Annotated in this window: 19 protein-coding genes; 10 read left to right on the plus strand and 9 right to left on the minus strand. The window is 71.1% G+C overall.

Annotated elements, in window-relative coordinates:
- Positions 1–15 precede the first annotated feature (15 nt).
- Together ACIQJT_RS33995 and ACIQJT_RS34000 are read right to left on the minus strand one after the other, a co-directional pair.
- Positions 16–249, minus strand: coding sequence for a hypothetical protein (locus ACIQJT_RS33995; protein ID WP_365459653.1), 234 nt, complete (start codon positions 247–249; stop codon positions 16–18).
- A 137-nt stretch (positions 250–386) separates the two neighbouring features.
- A complete protein-coding gene (locus ACIQJT_RS34000; protein WP_365459650.1) occupies positions 387–644 on the minus strand; it encodes a hypothetical protein in 258 nt (85 codons plus the stop codon).
- Between the two features lie 423 nt (positions 645–1,067).
- On the opposite strand from ACIQJT_RS34000, the gene ACIQJT_RS34005 reads away from it, so the two are divergent.
- Positions 1,068–2,195, plus strand: coding sequence for a PP2C family protein-serine/threonine phosphatase (locus tag ACIQJT_RS34005; protein WP_402649639.1), 1,128 nt, complete (start codon positions 1,068–1,070; stop codon positions 2,193–2,195).
- A gap of 105 nt (positions 2,196–2,300) precedes the next feature.
- On the opposite strand, the gene ACIQJT_RS34010 is transcribed toward ACIQJT_RS34005, so the two are convergent.
- The 3 genes from ACIQJT_RS34010 to ACIQJT_RS34020 form a co-directional block, all read right to left on the minus strand.
- A complete protein-coding gene (locus ACIQJT_RS34010; RefSeq protein WP_402649640.1) occupies positions 2,301–3,833 on the minus strand; it encodes an MFS transporter in 1,533 nt (510 codons plus the stop codon).
- A gap of 348 nt (positions 3,834–4,181) precedes the next feature.
- Positions 4,182–4,652: a carboxymuconolactone decarboxylase family protein gene (locus ACIQJT_RS34015; protein WP_365459641.1), complete on the minus strand. Its 471-nt coding sequence runs from the start codon at positions 4,650–4,652 to the stop codon at positions 4,182–4,184.
- A gap of 84 nt (positions 4,653–4,736) precedes the next feature.
- Positions 4,737–5,480, minus strand: coding sequence for an SDR family oxidoreductase (locus ACIQJT_RS34020; RefSeq protein WP_365459638.1), 744 nt, complete (start codon positions 5,478–5,480; stop codon positions 4,737–4,739).
- Positions 5,481–6,295: 815 nt separating this feature from the next.
- Here ACIQJT_RS34020 and ACIQJT_RS34025 point away from each other — a divergent pair.
- The 3 genes from ACIQJT_RS34025 (at position 6,296) to ACIQJT_RS34035 (ending at position 11,583) form a co-directional block, all read left to right on the plus strand.
- Positions 6,296–9,076 carry an AAA family ATPase gene (locus ACIQJT_RS34025; protein WP_402649641.1) on the plus strand — a complete coding sequence of 927 codons (2,781 nt, stop codon included), beginning with the start codon at positions 6,296–6,298 and terminating at the stop codon, positions 9,074–9,076.
- A 164-nt stretch (positions 9,077–9,240) separates the two neighbouring features.
- Positions 9,241–10,017, plus strand: a complete 777-nt coding sequence (locus tag ACIQJT_RS34030) for a GNAT family N-acetyltransferase (RefSeq protein WP_402649642.1) — start codon at positions 9,241–9,243, stop codon at positions 10,015–10,017.
- 210 nt (positions 10,018–10,227) lie between these two features.
- On the plus strand, positions 10,228–11,583 hold the full coding sequence (locus tag ACIQJT_RS34035) for an NAD(P)/FAD-dependent oxidoreductase (RefSeq protein ID WP_402649643.1): 1,356 nt from the start codon (positions 10,228–10,230) through the stop codon (positions 11,581–11,583).
- Positions 11,584–11,840: 257 nt separating this feature from the next.
- On the opposite strand, the gene ACIQJT_RS34040 is transcribed toward ACIQJT_RS34035, so the two are convergent.
- From ACIQJT_RS34040 to ACIQJT_RS34050, 3 genes are all read right to left on the minus strand, one after another.
- Positions 11,841–12,008 carry a hypothetical protein gene (locus ACIQJT_RS34040; RefSeq protein WP_365459626.1) on the minus strand — a complete coding sequence of 56 codons (168 nt, stop codon included), beginning with the start codon at positions 12,006–12,008 and terminating at the stop codon, positions 11,841–11,843.
- 202 nt (positions 12,009–12,210) lie between these two features.
- Positions 12,211–12,645 carry a cupin domain-containing protein gene (locus ACIQJT_RS34045; protein WP_365459623.1) on the minus strand — a complete coding sequence of 145 codons (435 nt, stop codon included), beginning with the start codon at positions 12,643–12,645 and terminating at the stop codon, positions 12,211–12,213.
- Between the two features lie 490 nt (positions 12,646–13,135).
- Positions 13,136–13,900, minus strand: coding sequence for a class I SAM-dependent methyltransferase (locus ACIQJT_RS34050; RefSeq protein WP_402649644.1), 765 nt, complete (start codon positions 13,898–13,900; stop codon positions 13,136–13,138).
- A 178-nt stretch (positions 13,901–14,078) separates the two neighbouring features.
- Here ACIQJT_RS34050 and ACIQJT_RS34055 point away from each other — a divergent pair, with 178 nt between their 5' ends.
- The gene (locus tag ACIQJT_RS34055; RefSeq protein WP_402649645.1) at positions 14,079–15,017 is read left to right on the plus strand and encodes a 2-hydroxyacid dehydrogenase; all 939 of its coding nucleotides are present in this window, start codon (positions 14,079–14,081) and stop codon (positions 15,015–15,017) included.
- 727 nt (positions 15,018–15,744) lie between these two features.
- Positions 15,745–16,086, plus strand: a complete 342-nt coding sequence (locus ACIQJT_RS34060) for a hypothetical protein (protein WP_402649646.1) — start codon at positions 15,745–15,747, stop codon at positions 16,084–16,086.
- 291 nt (positions 16,087–16,377) lie between these two features.
- Here ACIQJT_RS34060 and ACIQJT_RS34065 read toward each other — a convergent pair whose 3' ends face one another.
- The gene (locus ACIQJT_RS34065; protein WP_402649647.1) at positions 16,378–16,986 is read right to left on the minus strand and encodes a malonic semialdehyde reductase; all 609 of its coding nucleotides are present in this window, start codon (positions 16,984–16,986) and stop codon (positions 16,378–16,380) included.
- Positions 16,987–17,091: 105 nt separating this feature from the next.
- Here ACIQJT_RS34065 and ACIQJT_RS34070 point away from each other — a divergent pair, with 105 nt between their 5' ends.
- The 4 genes from ACIQJT_RS34070 to ACIQJT_RS34085 all read left to right on the plus strand — a co-directional run bounded on the left by ACIQJT_RS34070 (position 17,092) and on the right by ACIQJT_RS34085 (position 20,565).
- Positions 17,092–17,496 carry a winged helix-turn-helix transcriptional regulator gene (locus ACIQJT_RS34070; RefSeq protein WP_402649648.1) on the plus strand — a complete coding sequence of 135 codons (405 nt, stop codon included), beginning with the start codon at positions 17,092–17,094 and terminating at the stop codon, positions 17,494–17,496.
- Between the two features lie 434 nt (positions 17,497–17,930).
- Complete coding sequence (locus tag ACIQJT_RS34075) at positions 17,931–18,629, plus strand: sigma factor (RefSeq protein ID WP_402649649.1); 699 nt, start codon at positions 17,931–17,933, stop codon at positions 18,627–18,629.
- Positions 18,630–18,689: 60 nt separating this feature from the next.
- Positions 18,690–19,457 carry an SDR family NAD(P)-dependent oxidoreductase gene (locus ACIQJT_RS34080; RefSeq protein WP_402649650.1) on the plus strand — a complete coding sequence of 256 codons (768 nt, stop codon included), beginning with the start codon at positions 18,690–18,692 and terminating at the stop codon, positions 19,455–19,457.
- A 568-nt stretch (positions 19,458–20,025) separates the two neighbouring features.
- Positions 20,026–20,565 (plus strand): ArsR/SmtB family transcription factor, encoded by a 540-nt coding sequence (locus ACIQJT_RS34085; RefSeq protein WP_402649651.1) that lies wholly within the window; start codon positions 20,026–20,028, stop codon positions 20,563–20,565.
- The last annotated feature ends 13 nt before the right edge of the window (positions 20,566–20,578 follow it).

A 20,578-nucleotide genomic window follows, 5' to 3' on the forward strand; every position in this document is an offset into this window, starting at 1 on the left:
AAGCTCATACGGTGTTCAACCGCGAGGGAGGGCGTCCTCCGGGGATCCGGAGGGATGCTCACCCGTGCCGTCTGCCGTCGCGGTGCCGCGCAGGGTCTGGAGGGACTCGGCGATCGACGCGATACGTGTGTTCACGACGTGAACGGCCTCACGGAGCTGAAGCAGCCGCCCCTCCAGAGCCGTCGCCTCGGCGGTGAGCCTTGCCGCCACCGTGGCGGGGTCCGCCTGAAGATCAACGCTTCGGGACATCTTTCCGGTCCTCCTCGGACGTGTCGGACACCGATCCCCGTACTGACCGGACAGGGGGCGCGGTTGTGACAGCCGAAGGCGTCGTACCCGCAGTGGGGCGGATGACCGGGCGGGGCCGTGGCTGCCCGGTCCGGGGTTCAGCAGGCTTCCAGGGCGAAGTCGCCCAGGATGTGCTGTCGTATGCGCCGCACCTCGGCGCGATCGGGTTCCACGGGCACCTGGCCGCGGGCGTCCCGCTCGGAGGCGCTGTTGGCCCGGCGCACCGCCGCGCACAGGGCTTCGGCGCCGTCCGGAGCCTCGCCGACGACGTAGTACAGCCAGACGACCCGGGAGCCGTCCGACCGGCATGGCAGTCCGACCAACCAGGTGCGGGAGTGTTCGGGGGCGCTGAACATGAGGGCTCATCTCCGTTCTCTGCCGGCGGCGATGGCGGCAAATGTGGGTGGGGCTCCGTGAGGAGTTCCGCCCTTTCCTCATTGACTGGACAGCGCCCCGGTTCGTGACAGCGAACCGGCCCGTTGCAGCTGTGTCCCTCAACTGCCGCGGCACGGCTCGTGGATGGGGCCTTCGGTGTCACAGATTCATGTGTGCCCCTGTCTCATGAGCGAACAGATCGGGCCAGGCAGGAGAAAAGGGTGTTCGTTCCGCGAGCCGCCGACACTCGTGCGTGGAGCCGCCATCGCCTCTCGCCGCACGAAAGACCACACATGAGCATCCCCATTCCGCGGCCGGACGTTCCGGCCGTCGATCGCTGTGGAGGACATCGGGCTCGCGAGGCCCGTCACCGTGGGGACTTCTCCTTCTGCCGCGACCTCCGCGTGGTTCTGCTGTCCCAGGACGAACAGGACGAGATCCACGTCCGGCGGCTGCTTCCGGCCCGGCTGGCGGATGCGCTGGTTCGGCACACGAGCGTCGAGGAAGGATGCGGCACGCTCGGCACCCACGGCCCGCTGTGCGTTCTGGTGGGCAGCACTCCGGCCGGACGGACCCTGACCGACGTCGTCACCCGGGTACGTCGCCACGTCCCCGACGCGGCCGTTCTCGTTCTCGAGGGCGCGCATGGTTCCCACGCCTTCCGCTCTGTCGCCGGCTCGGTGCAGGGCCGTGCCGATCACCGCCGCAGCGCTCCCGACGAGTTCTGCCGGAACATCTGGGTCGCTCTGCAACGTGCCGTTGCGGGCCGTACCGTGACGGGCGAGGAGATCGCGCGGGACAACGCCCTGCTGGAACGGGGCCTGTTGCCCGACCCGACGGTGCAGGCGGACGGCTTCACGACCGCCTTCCACTACGCGCCGGGTCGCGCGCACACGTTGCTGGGCGGTGACTTCTGCGATGTGGTGCGCGGCGACGACGGCAGCGCCCACGTGGTCATGGGCGATGTGTCCGGGCACGGTGCCGCCGCGGCCGCTCTCGGTGTCCATCTGCGCCTGGCATGGCGCACGGCCGTGCTGTGCGGGCAGAGCCAGCTGGAACAACTCCGTCTGCTCGAACGCGTCCTGACCGCGGAACGAGCGGAGGAGGAGACCTACGCGACCGTGGTGTCCCTGGTCCTGTCGCCCCACCGCCGCACCCTGCGGACGGTCACCGCCGGCCATCCGGGCTTTCTGCACCGGCACAGGGGGGAGGTCCGTTGGGTGGAGCCGCCGCCGGGTCTCCCGCTGGGACTCTTCCCCGGGGAGGGGGACTGGCACGAGAGCGAGATGGCGATGCCGGAGGGGGACGGCATCGTGCTGTTCACCGACGGACTCTACGAAGGCCGTGCGGCCGGCGGACGGCTCGGGGAGGAGGGTTTGCTGAGGCTGGCCGGTCGGCTCGCGCATCTGGAGGCGCAAACGTTCGTCGATGCCTTGGTAGGCGGCGTGTCGCTGCTGGCCGCCCCGTTCGGCGGGCTACGGGACGACGTGGCGGTGCTTCATCTGTCCTGCGGCACGAGGGGCCGGGTGTGATGTTCTGCCAAGCCGCAGGACCCGGCCTTGAGAGCAGGTTCCCGCCGGGCCGGGGGCGGGAGCCGGCCGGCGCTGCGTCCCGGCCGGGGGATCTCGGCTCTCGACCTAGTCGAGAGCCCGGTGATGGGAGAAGCGCGACACCAGCGGCGGCTCCATCAGCCAGCCGTGAGCCCGGCCGTGCGGTGCGCCGGTGGTCTCGGCGGATTCGCGCAGCAGGGCGAAGGCCATCACCGCGCCGATGGCCAGCAGGCCCGCGCACAGGGGCATGGCCCGGCTGAACGCCGCGTCGAAGGAGCCGGGGGAGCGGTAGGCGTCCGGGCCCATACCGGCCAGCAGCGGCAGTGCGGCCACGGAGACCAGCCCGGCCGCGCGGGCGGCCGCGTTGTTGATTCCGCTGGCCAGGCCCGCGTCGGCGGCCTCGACCGAGGCCAGCAGCGTCACGCTCAGCGGAGCGACCATGACGACCATGCCCGTGCCCATCACGAGCAGGGCGGGCAGTACGTCGGCGAAGTAGGAGGCGTGCGTGCCCACCCGCGCCGTCATCAGCATGCCCGCACCGCACACCACAGGGCCGACGGTGAGCGGGATGCGCGGTCCCAGGCGTTGGGCGAGCGTCCCGGAGCGGGCGGAGAACAGCAGCATCAGTACCGTGCTCGGCAACATGGCGGCGCCCGCCGCCAGCGCCGAGTAGCCGGCGACGATCTGCAGTTGCAGGGCGGTCAGGAAGAAGAACCCGCCCAGTCCGGCGTAGACGCACAGGGTGATCAGGTTGATGGCCGTGAACGGCCGTGACGAGAAGATCGACAGGGGCATCATCGGGTCGCTGCTGCGCCGCTCCACCAGCAGGAACGCGGCCCCGGCCGCGATACTGCCCGCGGCCGCGGCGAGGGCGACGGGGCCGCCGGAACGGGCTTCGGTCAGTGCGTAGGTGGCCAGTGCGAGCGTCAGCGCGCCCAGCGCCGCACCGGTGAGGTCGAAGCCCCGCCTGGACGCGGTCCGGGTACCGGCCGGGACAGTGGGCTGATGAGTTCTGCCGACGGACTCCGGGACGTGGCGCATCGCCAGGGGCACGCACAGCAGCGCCGGGGGGATCGTCAGCAGGAAGGTCCAGCGCCAGCCGGGGCCGTCGACCAGCCATCCGCCGAGAAACGGCCCGAGTGCCGCCCCGATGCCGCCGAACCCGGACCACAGGCCGATGGCACGCGGCCGGTCGTCCGGGTGGAAGGAGGCCTCGATGATCGCCAGTGAGCCGGGGGTGAGCAGCGCGCCGCCGACGCCCTGGAGGGCGCGGGCGGCGATGAGCGTGGTTGTGTCGGGGGCCAGTCCGCACAGCAGGGACGCCGCCGCGAACCAGACGATGCCCAGGACGAAGATCCGTCGTCGGCCGAAGCGGTCACCCAGGGATCCGCCCAGCAGGATGAGCCCGGCCAGGGTCAGCATGTAGGCGTTGACGGTCCATTGCAGTGCAGCGAGGTCGGCGTTGAAGTCGTCGCCGATGTGCGGCAGCGCGACGTTGGTGACGGTCGAGCCGAGCAGCACCACGCTGGAGCCGAGGACGGTGGCCAGAAGGGTCCAGCGGCCGCGGGCGCTGGCGATGCGCAGGAAGGCCGGGTCGCCCGGGCCTGGGGAGTGGTGCATGTCGTCTCCTTGGGACGGGGCGCCAGGAGGCGGCCGGTGCGTTCGTGCCGGGCAGCGGGTGCGGCGGGTCGGTTGTCGCGGGACGCACGGGTGCGCCGGGTGGGGGAGTGGTGGGTGGCGCGTCGCGTACGGCCCGGGGCCGGAGTGCGGCGGTTCGGGGGTGAACCTTCGTGTGGGACCCGGGGCGCGGCGGTTCGCGGACGCACCTTGCCGTGCGACCCGGGGTGGGGTGGTTCGCGGTGCGGCGACGCGTGGACGCGGGGGTGGCCGAGGACCCGTCTCCCGCTCGGTGGGCCGGGGTGAGCGGGAGACGGACGATGGGCGTCCGGTGGGGCCGGAGCGGGCGGGTCAGCCGAACATGCCCGGCGTGTAGCCGCCTGCGGGCTGCTGGTTGATGACGTTGATGCGGTTGTAGGCGTTGATGATCGCGATCAACGAGATCAGCGCGGCGAGCTGGTCCTCGTCGTAGTGCTTCGCGGCGTTGGCCCAGGCGTCGTCCGACACCCCGCCCGCCGCGTCGGCGATGCGGGTGCCCTGCTCGGTGACCTCCAACGCCGCGCGCTCGGCGTCGGTGAAGACGGTGGCCTCGCGCCAGGCGGCGACCAGGTGCAGTCGCTGCTGGTCCTCACCTGCGGCGACGGCGTCCTTGGTGTGCATGTCGGTGCAGAACCCGCAGCCGTTGATCTGGCTGGCCCGGATCTTCACCAGTTCCTGGGTGGCCACGGGCAGCGCCGAGTGCACAGCGGCCCCGGCCGAGTTGAGGTGCTTCATGACCTTGCCCGCGAGGGCGTTGCCGAAGTAGTTGACGCGCGCGTCCATGTAGGGATCCTGAGAGTCGAGTGATGGGCGGTGAACTGACCTGCTGTTGCAGCGATCTCGGAGCGGTGGGCTCCGTGCTCGCCGTTACTGCCTGCTGCTCCAGTCGGAGAAGTGCGTCTCGCCGAGTCGTGCGTCGGGACCGGGCAGCAGGTCGGACTCCTTGAGGGCGGCGCCCCAGTAGAGGCCCTTCGGGTCCGTCACGACCGTGCGGGGGTCGTTGTGGACCGCGAGGCCCTTGCGGATGAATTCCTCCAGGGTGAAGGTGTCGGGTCCTGCGACCTCGACGATTCCGTTGACCGGAGTGCCGACCGCCGTGCGGCCGACGGCCGCGGCCACGTCGCCCGAGAAGATGGGCTGAATCTTGATGGGGGCGACGGACACCGTGTCACCGCTGGTCGCGGAGTCCGCGAGGGTCTTGGCGAACTCGAAGAACTGCGTGGCGTGAACGATCGAGTACGGCACTCCGGAGTCCCGGATCATGTCCTCCTGGACCTGCTTGGCGCGGAAGTAGCCGGACTGCTGGAGGCGGTCGGTGCCCACGACGGACAGGGCCACGTGGTGTGTGACGCCGGCGGCAGCCTCGGCGGCGAGCAGGTTGGTGGTGGAGGCGCGGAAGAACTCCATCACCGCGTCGTCGTCGAAGGAGGGGGAGTTGGAGACGTCGACGACGACGGAGGCGCCCTTCAGGGCATCGGCCAGGCCCTCGCCGGTGACCGTGTTGACTCCGGTGTTCGGGGAGGCGGCCACTGCCTCGTGCCCGTGTTCGTTGAGCTTGGAGACGACCTTGGAACCGATGAGTCCGGTTCCGCCGATCACTACGACCTTCATGGACTTTCCCTTCACTGATCTCGCACGGTGCCCGGTGGGTCTGCGGCGACCTCGTCCACGGCACCGATGTCGATGGCTCGTACCTACCTGACCGGGCGACCCTGATATCTGTGACAAGGCGGCGCAGCAAGATCTCGCGCCGCTGTCGACCGCCCTCACACGGTGGGCCCGGCATCGTCGGACGCATCGCGCAGTGACCCACTGATCACGGTCGGGGTGGGCCACAGGGTGTGCGGCGCTCGCCGGACGCCGCGGGCCACACCATGGCGTCCGGCGGGGCGGGCGCGGTGCCGGGACGGCCGGACCCCGGGCCGCAGTCCGATCCACAGTGCTCACCGCCCGGGGTGGAACTGCACCAGGTCGGGATCGGGCAACCTAGCACCAGCCTCGCCAGCCGGCTTGTGGGGAGCGACCGGTGTTCTCGTGACGGCGCGAAGAGGTGTGCCGCCGGATGCTGTCTACGGAGAGGATCACCGCGTCGGCGTGCACGAGGTGGCGCGAACCGTCGACGAGACCGGATCCATAGGCTCGGGCGGCCCGGCCGCGACGTGTCAGCCGAGCGTCGCTCCCCGAGGTCGGAAATGTGGTCGGGGCAGGCGCCCGATCCTGCGACAGACAACGGACTGGATCATTGGTTGGGATCGACCGGACAGGCCCCCGATTTGTGACAAGTTCAGCGTGTTTCCGGGCGTGGAAGTAGTCACACTGTTTGCCCCCGCCGCGGGGGAGGGGCCGCGGGTATCGTGACAAGGATTCTTCCGAACACCGTTGTGGGAGCACAGTTCTCCCGGATCCCGCCCGAGGAGCCGAGTCGCATGATCGCCAGCCCGCTTCCCGCTCTGGTCGGCCGGCAGCGTGAGTGCACGGCGCTCGACAACCTGCTGGCCGGCCTTCGGGCCGGCGGTTCCCGCGTCATGGTCGTCCGGGGCGAGGCGGGCATCGGCAAGTCGGTGCTGCTGGAGTACCTGGCTGCGCAGGCGTCCCGGATGCAGGTGACCTGGGCGCGCGGTGTCGAGGCCGACATGGAGCTCCCTTACGCGAGCCTGCACCAGGTGTGTGCGCCGTTCCTGGACCGTGTCGAAGAACTGCCGCAACCCCAACGTGACGCCCTGCGCGTGGCATTCGGGACGGCGGTCGGCGATCCGCCCGACCGCTTCCTGGTCGGTCTCGCCGTTCTGACCCTGCTCACCCGCGCCTCGGAGACCCGGCCGGTGCTGGTGCTGGTGGACGACGCCCAGTGGCTGGATCAAGTGTCGTTGCAGACACTCGAGTTCGTGGCCCGGCGACTGCTCGCGGAGCCGGTCGCCCTGGTGTTCGCGGTCCGCGACCCCGAGGGGCAGTCCGCGCTGGAGGGCCTGCCGGCGCTGCAACTCAAGGGACTTGACGCGGCTTCGGCCGGGGAACTCCTGGAGGGAGCTGTGGGGGGACGGCTGGAGGAGCGGGTCCGGGACCGGTTCGTGGCCGAGACGCACGGCAACCCGCTGGCGCTGCTGGAATTCTCCCGCGGCCGCAGCGCCGCCGAACTCGCCTACGGCGTCGACGCGTCGAGTGCCCCGGTCGTCCAAGGCCCGGTGGCCAGCCGCGTCGAGCGTGATTTCGCCGGGCGGCTGGGTGCCCTGCCCGCCGCGACCCGCACCCTGCTGCTGATCGCCGCGGCGGAACCGGTGGGCGACGTGCGCCTGTTGATCCGCGCGGCCGCTTCCCTCGGCATCACTCCGGACGCCGCACCGGCCAAGGCAGCGGGCCTGATCGAGTTCGGCGAGCCCGTACGGTTCCGGCATCCGCTGGTCCGTTCGGCGGTCTACCACGGAGCCGAGCCGGAGGATCGCCGTGCGGTGCACCGAGCCCTGGCCGAAGCCACCGACCCCCTCCTGGACCCTGACCGGCGCGCCTGGCACGCCGCGCAGGCAGCCGACGGGCCGGACGAGGAGGTTGCCGCGGGCCTGGAGCAGGCCGCCGACCGCGCCCGGCAGCGCGGAGGCATCGCGGCCGAGGCGGTCCTGCTGGAACGCGCGGTGGAGGTGACGCCCGATCCCTGGCCGCGAGGGCGCCGTGCCCTTGCGGCGGCCGAGGCGCACTTCTCGGCCGCCGCGCCCGAACGGGCCACGGAATTGGCCGCGGTGGCCGACCTGTATCCCCTCAGCGCCCTGGACCGGGCCCGCCTGGCACGTCTGCGGGCCAGAATCCTGTTCGCTCGCAGCCGCAGCGATGAGGCGGCACCACTGCTCCTGAACGCGGCGGCACAGTTCACCGCGGCTGGATCTCCCCTGGCGCGGGAGACGTATCTGGAGGCGATCAGCGCGACCATCTTCGCCGGCCGGGTCCATGGTCCGACAGGCGCCCGCGCCGCCGCCGTCGCAGCCCGCGCCTCCGGTGCGCCCTCCTCGGGCTCCAAGGCCGCCGACGCTCTCCTGGACGGTGTGGCGGCCCTGCTCGCCGACGGCTGGGAGACGGCCGTCCCGGCCCTGAGCGAGGCACTCGACCTGCTCGAGCACGAAGAGCTCCGTACGCGGGAGGAGACCGTGCGGTGGCTGCTGCTGGCCCCGGTCGCGCTTGAGTCGTTCATCCACTGGGCCTGGGACCTGCACGCCTGGGACACACTCTCGACTCGCGCAGTGCGCCTGGCACGGGACATCGGAGCACTCGGCAGCCTGCCGCCGGCTCTGATCTACGCGGGCGGGGTGCACATCCACTACGGCGACTTCGCCGAGGCCGACCGGATGATCGACGAGGCCGACGCGATCGCCGCCGCGACCGGCCACGCGCCGCACAAATACGCCACGCTCGTCCTGGCCGCGTGGCGGGGTGAGGCGGATGTCGCCGCCGGCATCATCGAAGAAGCCAGAGAGCGCGCCGTGCAGCGGGGCGAAGTGTCCCTGCTCGGTGCCATGGGCTACATCCAGGGTGTGCTCTTCAACGGTCTGGCTCGCTATGAAGAGGCGATGGATGCCGCCCGCACGGGTATCGAGCACGACGGGTTCAACTTCACCGGTCTGTCGCTGGTCGAGCATGTGGAGGCCGCGACGCGTTGCGGTGAACTCGACCAGGCCCGCGCCTCGTTGGCCCGCCTCACCGAGCTCACCCGAGCCGCCGACTCCGGGTGGGCCCGGGGTGCGAGCGCCCGCAGCGCGGCGCTGCTGGCCGACGGTGAGGCGGCCGATCGCTTGTACCGGACGGCGATCGAGGAATTCGGCCGGGGCGGGGTCGTCGTGGAAGTGGCGCGCACCCACCTGCTGTACGGCGAGTGGTTGCGGCGCGTACAGCGCCGGGCGCAGGCCCGCGAGCATCTCCGCACGGCCCACGACATGTTCGACGCGATGCCGGCGCACGCGTTCGCCGAACGGGCCCGCCGCGAGCTGATCGCCGCCGGCGAACAGGTGACCACGAGACAGCCCAGGTCGGCCGGCGCCCTCACCCCTCAGGAGTCGCAGGTCGCCACCCTCGCGGCCGACGGCATGACGAACGCGCGGATCGGCGCCGAGCTGTTCATCAGTCCGCACACCGTCGAATGGCACCTGCGGAAGGTCTACACGAAGCTCGGCATCAGCTCGCGTCGAGCCCTGCCGGCCGTCCTCGAGAGTGCGCGGGCACGGTGAGATGGCACCGACAGCCCGCACGAATCCGCGGATGCCGCGCCTCTGAGGGCGACGGCCTACGGCCCATGACTGTGCACGAGACAGGGCGAGACAGGAAGACAGTGGCAACGGTGGATCCGGCCAACCCGATCAGCACGCCGAACAACGGGGCACGAAGGACTGAGGTGTCGCGGGAACGTGGTGACACGGCCTCGGTGTTCGCCAACTTCCGTCAGTACCTCATGGGATGGGGCACACAGAGCCGAGCGGGCAACACCGTCGACCGGTTCCGCAGCGGGCTTGCCACGCCGCAGTTCAACGGCGTCGTACGCGTACGGTCGGTGTCCGCGGAGGGGGCGGACGTGACGGCCGTCCGCAAGGAGTTCGGGAGCGTTCCCTGGTGGTGGTGGGTCGGACCCGACAGTCCCGAGGACACCGCCGACGTCCTGCGGCGCCGCGGTGGACGAGAGCTCACGGCCCTCCCGGTGATGGTGCTCCCCCTCGAGGAACCGGCCGACCCGGGCACAGTCCCGCACACCGTTCGCTCTGGTTTGCGGGTGGAGCCGGTCCGGGACGATGAACGGCTGGCCGAGTTCGTAGGGACGTACCGGGCGTCGATGGGTATCGGGCCCGGGCTGGAGCCCGAGATGGTGCGCATCGAGTCGGGGCGTGAGGACAACGACGACATCATCCGGCTGGCCGCCGTGCTCGACGGCCGAGTGGTCGGGACGACCGTGGTGATCACCGCCCACGGGGTGGCCGGAATCTTCCTCGTCCACGTGGCCGAGGCACATCGCCGGCGGGGCGTCGGCACAGCCATGACGGCCGCCGCGCTCCAGGTGGGGCGGGAGCGCGGGATGGGCTGCGCCGCGCTGGTGGCCAGCCCTGCGGGCGAACCGTTGTACCGGCGCTTCGGCTTCATGACGGCATCCGAGTACCGGCTGTTCGGCTTCCCGGCCTGAGCCGCAGCCGGCCCGAACCACGGGCTGCCCTTCCACCCCGCACGCCGGCGCCACCACTCGTTTGCCCCGCCGACGGATCGCCCGGGGGCTTCGCCGCGCTCGCCGACCGCCACATGTGAGCGGTGCCCCGGCACGTGCTTCGGGCACTGTGTCACACCGAGTGCCGACGACTGGTCAACAGGGTCAGGACCGAGAGGAACAGAGGACACCGTGCGTGAGATCTTGATCGTGGGCGGCGGGTACGCGGGCTTCTACACCGCGTGGGGCCTGGAGAAGAGACTGCGGCCGGGCGAGGCGCGCGTCACCGTCGTCGACCCGCGCCCCTACATGACGTACCAGCCCTTCCTGCCCGAGGTCGTGGCCGGTTCGGTGGAGGCCCGGCACGCGGCGGTCTCGCTCCGCCGTCACCTCCACTCCACGCGTCTGGTGGCGGGTTCGGTGACGGAGATCCGCCACGGTGCGCGCACGGTCACGGTCCGCCCGGAGGCCGGGCCATCCTTCGACCTCCACTACGACGTGCTGGTGGTGACGGCGGGGGCGGTCACCCGGACCTTCCCGATCCCGGGGCTGAGCGATCAGGCGTACGGACTCAAGCACGTCGAGGAGGCGGTGGCGATCCGCGACCGCCTCCTCACTTCGTTCGACCGTGCGGCCGGTCTGCAACGCGGGCCCGAACGCACCAAACTGCTCACCGTCACCGTCGTCGGTGGCGGATTCTCCGGAGTGGAGGGATTCGGTGAACTGCTGGCCCTGGCGACCGCGTTGCTCAAGCAGTACCCGGAGATCGGCGCGGACGAACCGGCCTTCCACCTGGTCGAGGCACGGGACCGCATCCTGCCCGAGGTCGCGGACCGGCCGGGCGCCTGGGTGGTGCGTTCACTGGAGAAACGGGGGGCGCGGGTGCACCTGAACACCCAGCTGGTCTCCGCCGAGAACGGCCGGGTGCGGCTGTCGGACGGCACCGAGTACGACTCGGGCCTGCTGGTGTGGACGGCCGGCAACGCCGCCAACCCGATCGTGCACAACCACAGCGACCTGCCCGTCGACGAGCGAGGCCTGCTCACCGTACGAGCGGATCTGCGGGTGACCACCGGCACCGAGGTGGTGCCCGACGCCTGGGCGGCGGGGGACGACGCCTCGGTGCCCGATCTTGCGGCAGGCAGGCCGGGCGCGCACACCGTGCCCAATGCCCAGCACGCCGTCCGTCAGGGCAAGCTGCTGGCGAAGAACATCCTGGCGTCGCTGCGCGGCCGTCCGCCCAAGGACTACGTGCACAGCAGTCTCGGTGTGGTGGCCACACTCGGGCTCGGCCGCGGCATCTTCCAGTACCGGCGCCTGGTCATCAAGGGATTCCCGGCCTGGCTGATGCACCGTGGCTACCACGTTCTGGCCATACCGAGTTGGGAACGCAAGACGCGTGTGTTCGCCGTGTGGGTCACGGCCCTTCTCTACGGTCGCGACATCGTGTCGCTGGCGTCGGTCCAGCACCCGAGGGAGGCGTTCGTCTCCAGCGGCGAACGCCGAGGAGAAGAGCCCGAACAGCCCGGAGGCCGGCTCACGGCATGAGGGCGCGGTACGGGCCTGACGGGCGTCGAGCGACCTGCAGGCGTCGACCGGTCGGGGTGACGGCGGCAGGGCGGTCGCCGGTCACGGTGCACCTGGCGGTCGCCGGCGAACGCCGGATGCAGTGGCCCCGTCGGCTGAGAACACAGCGGGCGGTCCCACACAGACCGCTCCGCTGATCGAGCTGTCAGGGACGGCGGGCCGGGAAGGGAGCGAGTCTAGTGGTGCTTCCTTCCCGGCCCGCGGCGCCTCGTGCCGCCCTATGCGGGCGACCGTTTGATCTTCTCGGACACCGCGTGGATCCGGGCGTCCACTTCGTCGATCTCCCTCCGAAGCATCCCGATGCGTCCCTCCAGGACCGCGGCCTCCGCGGCGAGCAGGACGGCGACGGCGGCGGGGTCGGTCCGTCGGTCGGTGTCTCGAGTCATCCTCGTGTTCCTCCTCGGCCCGCGTCGGAAGTCCGGTGGACGGGCTCCGGCGGACCGGCGGTCTCCCGGGCGCGAGTGATGAAAGTCCCTGCCATGCTCCTCCTTCGTCGCCGCGGGGCCGGGGCACGGACCGCCACGAGCCGCTGGTACCGCATTGACCAGGTAGTGGCGAGAGCTGTGACAGCCGCTGTGCGGCGCCGGGTCACGGCAGTTCGCAGCCCGGGGACGGAGCGTCCTCAGAGAAGGGGGCGCCGTGCGGCAGGACGTAGAGGACCTCCAGGACGACGTCCGTGGCTCCCCGGTTCTCGCCGAGGTGGACGTGGTCCGCGCCCGACGGCTCCTTCAGGAAGTCACCCCTCTTGTACACGCCGTCGGAGGCGCAGGAGGCGTCGAAGTGACTCAGCGTGCCCTGCTTGACGAAGGCGTACAGGGTGCCGTCGTGGTAGTGCCACCCGGTCGCCTGGCCGGGCGGGATGGTGATCTCGCGGAGTACGTAGTCGGTGTCGCCGACGGTCCGCTGGGCCAGGACCCGGCCGCTAACGCCCGGTCCACCGGGCGTGGCCTGGGCGGTCGTCGAGGCGAGCGAGAGCCCTATGAGGCAGGCTCCGACGACCGCGGTGCGTGCTGAGGTACGCATGATGATTCCCTTCGGTACGTGAGGGCGACAGCGGCCTGGGGCAAGTGGCCCTCAGGGGCGGCCCGTTCACATGAAACACTCTATTGCCACTGAGTGGGTCGAGGTGCCGAGGTTCGAGCCGACAGTGTGTGACGCGACACTGCGGGTGGAGAGTCGGTACTGAGCACATCGGCGGTGCCCTACCGCTCGCGAACTGCGCGATGAGCGGCGGCATTTGGTGGAGGGCGCGCGGTCGATGCCGGGTGGCCCTCTGACAGGGGAGCGCCATACCGACGAGACGCACCGGCGGTGGTACGGGCTCTCCCATGGCGTGCCGGCGACCGGAGCGCCCCCGACCATCACGCACATCTTCACATGCGACACGGTGCATCCCGTCCCAGTCGGTGTGATCCGCACACAGCGCACCGCGCGGTGGGCACGTGCGATTGACCGGGCGGCGGTCCCGGTTGTGGCAGTGCGGCAGCCGAGGGGGCTCTTGAGGTGCGGCGTCTCACCGGCGGCCGCGCAGCGTCACTGCCAGCAGCTCCGATTCCTCGTACCCCGGAAGCGGGGCGAACCCGTGCGCTGCCAGCTCGCGGGTCAGCTGGGCGCGCGTCGCGGGCCACATCCAGAACGTCTCGCTGTGTTCCCGCAGCACGTCCTCGGCGTCCCTGACCCAGTAGTCGGCGCGGGTCCGGATCCGGTAGCCGGCGGCCGTCATCGTCATGCGCCCGCCGTAGACGTGCGCGCCGACCCGTTTGTCCGCCAGCAGGCGCACGACGGTGCGGGCCGGGAGCCGGGCCGGCGGCAGCTGCACGAACAGCGAGCCGCCGGGGGTGAGGGCCCTGCCGAGCGCGGGCCACAACTTCTCCCGTACGCCAGGTGGAAGGCAGCCCACCATGTTGTGACAGACGGCCACGTCCGCGACCGCCTCCAGCGCGCTCTCGTCCAGGGGGTGTGGGTGCACGGTGACCCGGTCCCGCTGCTCGGAGGGCAGGGCTGCGAGCCGGGTCAGCAGCGACGTACGCATGGCCCGGGCCGGTTCGACGGCGTGCACGTCGGCCCGGGAGTCGGCGAGGGCCAGCATCGTCACTCGCCCGGTACCGGCCCCGACGTCCAGCACGCCGGTGCGGGCGTCGGCGATCTGGCGTGCGTAGAGCCTACGGACCCGGACTTCGTCCGCGTCGGCCTGCAAGATGTCGTAGAACTCTGCGGTGACCGCGTAGGAGTCGGATTCCCGTCGAAGGCCCGACGGTCCGCTGAGAATAGTGCGCATGCCCGACATGACAACGTCTGAGCATGGTGTGTGACAGCGGGGACCGACAGCAGTGCGGACCATTGTCACAGAAGCACACGGTGCGCAGTCAATAGTCCGGCTCCGTCCGCGCCCTTTCGGGATGTTCCAGGACCGGAGCGGAGCCTCGGAATACGTCGTGAGAGCGGAGTACGTCGTCTTGACCGCGCGATCCCCACAGGTATGGCTGCCCGCAGAGTTCGTGCACCTCGCCGATCTGCCTCGGGGCCTCGACTACGCCCGCTGGGACGGCCGTTCGGCCTTTCCCACGGACCCGGCGGAGGTCGAGTTCTACGTGCCCCCGCTGACCAAGGACATCGGCGTCATTGCCCGGCCGCTGGCCCAGATGACCCGGCTGCGGGTGGTGCAGGCGCTCAGCGCCGGAACCGACGAGCTGCGGTCCGCACTGAAACGGCTGCCCCACGAGGTGACCTTGTGCAACGCGAAGGGGGTCTCGGCTGCCGGCACGGCCGAGCTGGCCCTGACGCTGATCCTGGCCAGCCTGCGCGGCATACCGGAGTCGCTCCGCGCCCAGGACCGAGAGGTCTGGGACCCCCGGACCTTCTCCACCCTGCACGATCGGTCCGTGCTCATCGTCGGTCACGGCGCCGTCGGCTCTGCCCTGGAGGAGCTCCTGACGCCCTTCGGCTGTGCCGTCACCCGCGTCGGGCGCGCGGACAGGGACACGCCCCGAGGGCCGGTGCGCTCCGTGTCCCTGCTGCCCCGGCTCGTCGCGGACGCCGACGTGATCGTGCTGTGCACTCCGCTGACCGCGGCTACCCGCGGACTCTTCGATGCCGCACTGCTGTCCCGCGTCAAGGACGGCGCCCTGCTCGTCAACGTGTCCCGGGGCGCGGTCGTCGACACCGACGCCCTGTTGAAGGAGGTGCACGGCGGCCGGATGCGGGCCGCCCTCGACGTGACCGACCCGGAACCGCTCCCGCCGGGCCACCCGCTCTGGACCGCGCCCGGCGTCCTGGTCACTCCACACGTCGGCGCGTTCACCCCCGGCCTGTGGCCCCGTCTCGAAGCGCTCGTGCGACGGCAGCTGGCCCGGTTCGCCGCGGGCAGGGAACTGGAGAACGTCGTCGCACGCTGACACCAGACCGCCCTCGCGTCACACCTGCGCCCCTTCACCTGTCCTGATGGGAGAGCAGTTGATGAATGGGCGCGAACACTGTGCCGCGGCGGATGGTGACGAGATGGGCAACAACGATGCCCGACGCGTCACATATGGCCCCCCGGCACGGTCCATAGGGAGGGAAGGGCCTCCCGACCGTCCGTGAAGGACCGTGCCATGAGTGACATCGTTCTCGAACGCATCGCGCAGGAGTTCGTAAACGCCACTGGAGAGCCGCTGCTGCTCCACCTTGGCGGGACATCTCGCCCTGAGCCGTGGTGGCGACCGAGGACAGTGACACCCCGGCCCAGGTGCGGATCTTCATGGCCGAGCGCACGAAGGCCACGGTCGTGACCGTCGAGTCCTCCCACACGGTTGCCGTCGAGGGGGGGGGGGGCGGCGCCCCCCCCCCGCGCCCGGGGGGGCGGGGCCCCCCCGGCACCCCCCCCGCCACCCCGCGGGGGGGCCCCCCCCCCCCGCCCCCCCCCCCGGCCCCCGCCCCCCCCGCCCCCGGGGGGGGGGGGGGCGCCCCCCCCCCCGGGGGGGCGGGGGGGGGGGGGGCCCCGCCCCCCCCCCCCCCCCCCGAGGCGGTACGGCCACCGGCTGAACCGCCGGGGAAAAGAGGCGCGGTGCCCGCAGCACCGAGCCGTCCTCGCGAGCCCGGCTCCGCCGCGAACGCCGGGCCGCCTACTTCAGGAGCGCATTCATGAGTACGGATGAGCAGGCCGCCCGCGGGCTGGCCGACCTGGAGGCCTACCTGTACCAGGAGGCCCATCTAAGCGCCGCCCGGCTGCGTGTGGCCGCGTTCCTCGCGCAGTCGACCGGGCTGAGCCATCGGCAGATGAGGGACATCGAGGAGTGGTACCTCGACGAGCAGAGGTACGTCGCCGGGACGGTGACACAGCACATCGCCGACAGCATCGCCCAGGCCGACTCGGCCCGGCACCGCAGCGCCCTCCGGTGGATGCGGTGGCTGCTCATCGCTGTGACCGCCCTGACCCTGCTGACCTTCGTGGGCACCCTGTTCCTCGTGAGCACCCGCCCCTGACTCCCGCCGCGACTCACGATGAGAGCGGAGAGGATCGTCATTCCTGTGCACCTGCGGGCATTCGGAGCGCGAGCGCCCCGTCCTGGGGCCGTCCTGCGCGCCCAAGCGTTTCCTCCACCCAGCAGGGCAAGCCGGACTGTCGGCCCTTTGTCGCCCCAGGCGCAGCGGTTCGTCATCCACACCGCCACGCCGGGTGCCGAGAGCGACATCACCGTGCGCCTTGAGCCCGCTCCCCGGCAACCGACACGGTAAGCGGCCTTGCCCGGTCGTCAGCGAGGAGAGTCAGTCGGTTCAGACCCAGGCGACGACATCCTCGTGCGCAAGGCGCGGCATGCGGTCGAACGCCGGAGGGCCCGCAGGGTGGCCGATGTTCACGACGAGTACGGAGCGCCAGGAACTGTCGGGGAAGAACTCCTTGTCGATCCCCGCCGCGTCGAAGCCGGCCATGGGTCCGGCGGCGAGGCCGCAGGCGCGGACGGCGAGGATGAAGTAGCCCGCCTGGAGGGGGCCGTTGAAGGACGTGATGCCGTCCCGCTGGGTGGGGTCGGCGGCGAAGTGCTCCCGCAGCTCGGGCTTGATCGGCAGGATGTGCGGGATGTGCTCGTGGAAGCTGTTGTCCACGGCCAGGACCGCGACGGCGGGGGCGGAGGCCGACTTGGGCCGGTTCCCCTCGTCGAGGTGCGGCAGCAGGCGTTCCTTGCCCTCGGGCGTGCGGACGTAAAGGACGCGCAGGGGCTGAAGGTTCGCGGCGGTCGGGGCCCAGCGGGCCAGCTCCCAGATGTCGGTCAGCGTAGCGTCGTCGACTGGTTCGTCGGTGAAGGAGTAGGCGGTGCGCGCGTCGGTGAAGAGCGCGGCTCGGGCGTCGGCGCCGACCCGGGAAAGAGGGACCGAGATGGTCACGTCGAACTCTCCTAGCTGGGAAATACGAAGCAGCTTTGTCTTGCAATGCCACTTCGAAAAACAGAGTGACGAAGGGGAGCGTAGCACCCTCGCTATCCTGGAGACATGACGGAAGCAGCGGACCCCCGATCGCCCCGCGCGGGCGACGCCCTCATCGGGCAGCATCATCCGGCGGCCTGCGACGGGGCTCTGACGAGGGCGTTCGGCTTCCTCGGCAAGCGGTGGAACGGCGTCATCCTGGCCACGTTGCAGCACGGACCCCTGGGCTACGCCGAGTTGCGGCGCGCGGTGGACGGCATCAGCGACTCCGTCCTCTCGGAGCGCCTCTCCGAGCTGTCCGGCGCGGGACTGACCGTGCGCGAGGTCGAGCCCGGACCGCCGGTCATGGTCCGCTACCGGCTCACCCCGGACGGTTCGGCCCTCATGCCCATCCTCGGTGAGCTGGCCGGCTGGGCGTCCCGCCACCTGCCCGAAACACCGGCCGCGCCGCAGCGCCGCGCCAGGAACTGAACCGGACGTCCCTTCCCCCCTCGCACGAGTCGCCGCGGCGACCCGGCGTCGGCCGGCATGCCCGGATCAGGTCGGCGACGAGTACAGGGCACGGCGGAACGGCATCCCGCCGCACCCCGGTGGCCAGGGAGGGAGTACGCCAGAGCGGCCGCCCGTTTGCGATCTTTGCCGCCCATGGCGTCGACGTATGCGTGCGGTAGTCGTTACAGGCCGGGGCGGACGGCGGGTCATGAGCGGACCCCACAGATTCGGCCACGGGCCCCACGGGGGCGGACGAGAAAGCCCCACGAGGTGGGGGAGCGACCCCCTGGGGAGTCCCCCGGTCACCCACGGACTCCACCACGGGGAGTCAGGGGCGCGGGGGCGGAGGTCCCATGGAGAGGGTGGAGGCGCGCCCTGGACGGGCGGCCCGTTTCCACCACGAGGAGTTCCCCATGCCCGCGACCGACCCGCAGACCACGACGACCGAACCCGCGCTCGCCCGGTCAGCCGGGGAGGACGACCTGGGCGCGGCCCTCGACACCTTCCTGAGCCTGCGGACGCGGCTCGTCCGTATCGCCTACCGCATTCTCGGCGACGTCACCGGAGCCGAGGACGTGGTCCAGGAGGCGTGGCTGCGCTGGCAGCTCACCCAGCGCGCGGAGGTCGACAACCCGACCGCGTTCCTGGTGACGACGACCACCCGGCTGGCCATCAAAGTCGTCCGCTCGGCCCGCCACCGCCACGAGGTCCCGGTCGAGCCGCAGTTGGCCGGTTTCGGCGACGGGGCCGCCCCGGACCCCGTACTGAGCGTCGAGCGCAGCGTTGCGGTCGACGGGGCCCTGGCCCTGCTCATGGCGCGACTGACGCCGGACCGGCTGGCCGCCTACGTCCTGCGCAAGGGATTCGGCTACGGCTACGCCGAACTCGCGTCCTTGCTGCGGATCAGCGCCCCGAACGCGCGCGTGGTGGTGCACCGGGCACAGGCCCGGCTGGAGTCCGGCAGGGAGCGTCCGGTCCCCGTCGAGTCGCACCGCCGCCTCGCTGCGGCCTTCCGGATAGCCGCCCGCACCGGCAACCTGGACGGCCTGGTGAAGGTGCTTGCCCCCGCCGCGTGGCGAGCGGCCAACCGTGTCACACTGTTCAAGGTTTAACCGTTAGGTGAGGCGCATCATGTCCAGTGTGCATACCAGTGAAGACAGAAGGAACATGTGATGTCCGCAGACCTTTCCACTTCGACCTTTGCGGGCCACGTGGCCGTCGTGACCGGAGCCGGTTCCGGCATCGGTCGGGCCACGGCAGTCGCCTTCGCCGAAGCGGGCGCGCAGGTGCTCGCAGTGGGACGGCGCGAGGCACCGCTGAAGGAGACCGCCGCGCTTCATCCCCGCATCGACGTCCTGGCGATCGACGTCTGCGCCGAGGGAGCCCCCGCAGAGGTGATCAGGACCGCCGTAGGGCGGTGGGGACGCATCGACCACCTGGTCAACAACGCGGGTGCCACAGCGGTGATGAGACTCGCCGACACCGACGAGCAGACTGTCACGAACTTGCTCGCCCTGAACGTCGTCGCGCCGAGTCTCCTCGCCCACGCCGCTCTGCCACACCTGCGCGCGACCTCGGGCACCATCATCAACCTCTCCAGCACCTACGGGCACCGGCCCATGCCGGGCGGCGCGCACTACGCGGCCACCAAGGCCGCCGTGGAACAGCTGACCCGCAGCTGGGCGCTGGAACTGGCGGAGGAGGGAGTCCGCGTCAACGCCGTCGCCCCCGGCCCCACCCGCACCGACGTCATGCTGCACGCCGGACTCTCCCCCGAGGCCGCCGACGACATGTACGCCTACGAACGCGACCGCATCCCCACCCACCGCATCGCGGGAACCGAGGAGATCGCCCACTGGGTACTTCGGATGGCCGACCCCGCGGGACGGCACGCCACCGGCCAGATCGTCACTGTGGACGGCGGCCTGGAACTCGTCTGACGCCGCCTTCCAGGACGTCCAGGTCCCAGGCGTCCGGGAGAGCCGCGGGGGCTGACGGAGGCACGTACTGGCCGGCTGCGCCCCGACGCGCGGACGCCGCTCAGTGCCCTTGCGCTACGCGTGGCAGAACCGGTGTTGGGCGACGTGAACGCCCTGTCGCTGGACTTCATGAGCGAAAGACCGCCTTGCCCTTCTGGCGGGCGGTCGGGCAGGTCCTCGTGCGGACCGTACGCGGAACCGGACGGCGAAGGAAGTGGCCGACGGGCGGCAGGGGGCGCCCGCCGCCGAGGCGGACGCCCCCTCCCTCCGGGGCAGGTGCGCCGGTCCTCAGTCCTGGATCTCGACCCAGTAGGGATCGCGGTCGTACAGGATGCGATCGCTGAAAAGGTACCCCCCAACAGGCCGCCAGCGGACCGGTTTTGGCTGCGGTCCACGGCACGCGCCGAGAAGGCCCAGTCGATGCTGGCCGCTCCTTCATCGGTGACGGAGAAGCGGTACTCGGCAGTCTCTGCAAGGCCGCGCGGTATATCCCTTGCGCAATGGTCAAGATTTGTTGACCATTGCGCCCATGCCTTCCGATGACCTTCCCGAGACGTTTCACGTCACCACGGACGAGCAGTTGCGCGCCGTCTCCAACCTCACGCGCCACCGGATCATGGCCGCGCTCCGTTTCGAGCCGGCGACCATCACGCAGCTCGCCGAGCGGGTGGGCCTCGCGAAGGGGAGTTCCAGCTATCACGTGCGGCTGCTTGAGCGGGCCGGCCTGGTGAAGGTGGTGCGGACGCGGAAGGTGCGGGGCGTCACCGAGCGGTACTACGCGATGGCCGCACGGTCGATAGAGCTGCCGGACCCGGGCGAGGGCGGCCCCGACGTGCTGATGCGGCATGCGGTGGCGGACCTGGAGGAGTCGCCGGCGGACGGCGAGCGGCACGTCCGGATGGCCCATCTGCGGCTCACCGAGGAGCAGTTCGCGGAGTTGGGGGCGCGGCTGGAGGCGCTGGCGGACGAGTACCGCGAGCTGTCCGATCCGTCGCTGCCGGACGCGTCACTCGTGTTCGCACTGTTCCGCCCGGCACCGCGCCGGCAGAGCGGGGAGGACGCCAAGTGAGCGCAGAGTCAGG

This window comes from Streptomyces sp. NPDC091972 (assembly GCF_044756385.1).
Taxonomy (GTDB): domain Bacteria; phylum Actinomycetota; class Actinomycetes; order Streptomycetales; family Streptomycetaceae; genus Streptomyces.